At 74.2% G+C, this 2285-nt stretch carries 2 protein-coding genes and 1 pseudogene; 2 read left to right on the top strand and 1 reads right to left on the bottom strand.

Annotated features, from left to right (window positions below):
• Both BG452_RS32960 and BG452_RS32955 read left to right on the top strand, forming a co-directional pair.
• Positions 1-700: PD-(D/E)XK nuclease family protein (locus BG452_RS32960; protein WP_188308019.1), on the top strand; the 700-nt coding region annotated here is incomplete at its 5' end.
• A 192-nt stretch (positions 701-892) separates the two neighbouring features.
• A complete protein-coding gene (locus tag BG452_RS32955) occupies positions 893-2077 on the top strand; it encodes a PP2C family protein-serine/threonine phosphatase (protein ID WP_188308018.1) in 1185 nt (394 codons plus the stop codon).
• A gap of 4 nt (positions 2078-2081) precedes the next feature.
• Here BG452_RS32955 and BG452_RS32950 read toward each other — a convergent pair.
• A pseudogene (locus BG452_RS32950) lies at positions 2082-2285 on the bottom strand (hypothetical protein); the annotation flags it as partial.

Raw genomic sequence — 2285 nt, 5'->3', positions numbered from 1 at the left:
CGTCGAGGACCGGCGCCAGGTCGCCTCCTGGGACCGCGATCTGACCGCGCTGCTGGGGGAGTTGGAGCGCTCCCGGCGCACCGCCCGCGAGGTGCCGCTGCCGGCCGCGCTGTCCGCCACCCAGCTGATGCGGCTGGCCGCCGATCCGGACGGCTTCGCCCACGACCTGGCCCGCCCGATGCCGCGCCCCCCGCAGCCCGCGGCCCGGCGCGGCACCCGCTTCCACGCCTGGGTGCAGTCCCGGATCGAGCCGCTGCTGCTGATCGAGCCCGGCGCGCTGCCCGGCGCCGACGACGACGGCATCGAGGACGAGCAGGACCTGGAGCGGCTCAAGGAGGCGTTCCTGCGCACCCCGTATGCCCGGCGCCGGCCGTACCGGGTGGAGGCGCCGTTCCAACTGGTGCTGGCGGGGCGGGTGGTGCGCGGCCGGATCGACGCGGTCTACCGGGACGGTGACGGGGTGTCGGAATCCGGTGGTGCGTCACGCTACGAAGTGGTGGACTGGAAGACCCACCGGGAGGAGACCGCCGACCCGCTGCAGCTCGCGGTGTACCGGCTGGCCTGGGCCGAGCAGGTGGGCGTTGATCCCGAGCAGGTCACGGCGTCGTTCCTGTACGTCCGCAGCGGGCGGATCGTCCGACCGGAAGGACTTCCCGACCGAAAAGAGTTGGAACGGCTCCTGATCGGGAACAGTGACTAATGAGTCACGCAGAGCACCCGAGTCATCGCGCCGACGCCCGAAACCTGTGCGTCGTGCACGTTTCGCGCCTATTGTGGGGTCGGTAACCGGTCAACCCCGTATTCCGGCCGCCAGCGAGGCCCGCATTCCCTGACCCTCAGTCATCACCGCAGGTGCCCCCGGCATCGGCGCCTTCTGCTGGAGAGACCGAAGTTGAGCGCGACCGGATGGATCAGAGAGCGGTTCACCGGGCCGACCCCGGGACCCGCTCCGGGCACGACCGGTACCTGGCCGAGGACGGCGCTCGCGCTGCCCTTCATCGGCATGGCGCTGATCGTCGCCCTCGACTACCTCAGCGGCACCGAGGTGACGGTCGAACCCGCCCTCACCGCCGTACCCGCACTGGCCGCCGTGGTCAGCCACCGCACCTGGTACCCGCTCGTCATCGGGCTGGGCACCGAGGCGGCGGCCTTCCTGATGGCCTTCCGCAGCGACGCGCTCGGCGAGTCCGTGCACGCCGCCAGTGTCATCGCGATCCTGCTGGTCGCCACGATCGGCTGGGTCAGCGCCACCCTGAGGCTGCGCCAGGAACGCGCCCTGGCCGACGCCCAACTGGTCGCCTCGATCGCCCGCAGGGTCCTGCTGCGGCCCGTCCCGGAGCGGGTCGGCAGCGTGCGCGCCGCCGTCCACTACGAGGCCGCCGCCGCCCACGCCCGGATCGGCGGCGACCTGTACGAGGTCGTCAACACCCGGCACGGCGTCCGGGCCGTGGTCGGCGACGTGCGCGGCAAGGGCCTGGGCGCGGTCGAGACCGCCGCCGCCGTCCTCGGCGCGTTCCGCGAGGCCGCCCACCAGGAGCCCGCCCTCGACCGGGTGGCCGGCTGGCTGGCGGTCAGCCTGGACCGCGCCCTGCACGAGAACGACCACCCGGGCGTGGAGGAGGAGTTCGTCACCCTCGTCCTGATCGGGGTCGGACCGGACGGCACCGCCGAACTCGTCAACTGCGGCCACCCATCGCCGCTGCTGCTGCGCGGCGGCCTCGTCCAGCCGCTCGAACTCGCCGAGACCGTACCGCCGTTGGGCGTCCTCGACCCGGCCGACGTCCGCCCCCCGGTGCACCGGGTCCCGCTGCACGGCGACGACCGGGTGCTGCTGTTCACCGACGGGGTGATCGAGGCCCGGGACCGCTCCGGCGCCTTCTACCCGCTCGCCGAACGCTTCCCGCGCTGCGCCGACGGCCGCCCGGCCGACGTCCTGCAGCGCCTGCACGAGGACGTGGTGCGCCACGTCGGCCGCCAACTCGGCGACGACGCGGCCATGCTGCTCCTGCAGTACGACCCGACCCCGCCCGCCCTCGCCCACCTGCCCCAGCAGGCGGGCGTCCTGACCAGCCGGTAACGCCCTACAGCGACACCCGGACCAGCAACGGCCGGTGGTCCGACACCCCGGCGTGCGGCGCCGCCGCCGGGCCCACCGCCGCGCGCGGCACCCCCACCGCCAGCACGTGGTCGAACTGCACCGCCGGCCGGTGCGCGGGATAGGTCGGCGTGCGCGCCAGGTCGTACCAGCCCTGGAGCCGGGCCCGCGGCTCGCGCACCCGCCGCCG

It is taken from the genome of Streptomyces sp. CBMA123, from assembly GCF_014596465.1.
Classification (GTDB): Bacteria; Actinomycetota; Actinomycetes; order Streptomycetales; family Streptomycetaceae; genus Kitasatospora.
This window is presented reverse-complemented; position numbering and strand designations above follow the sequence as displayed.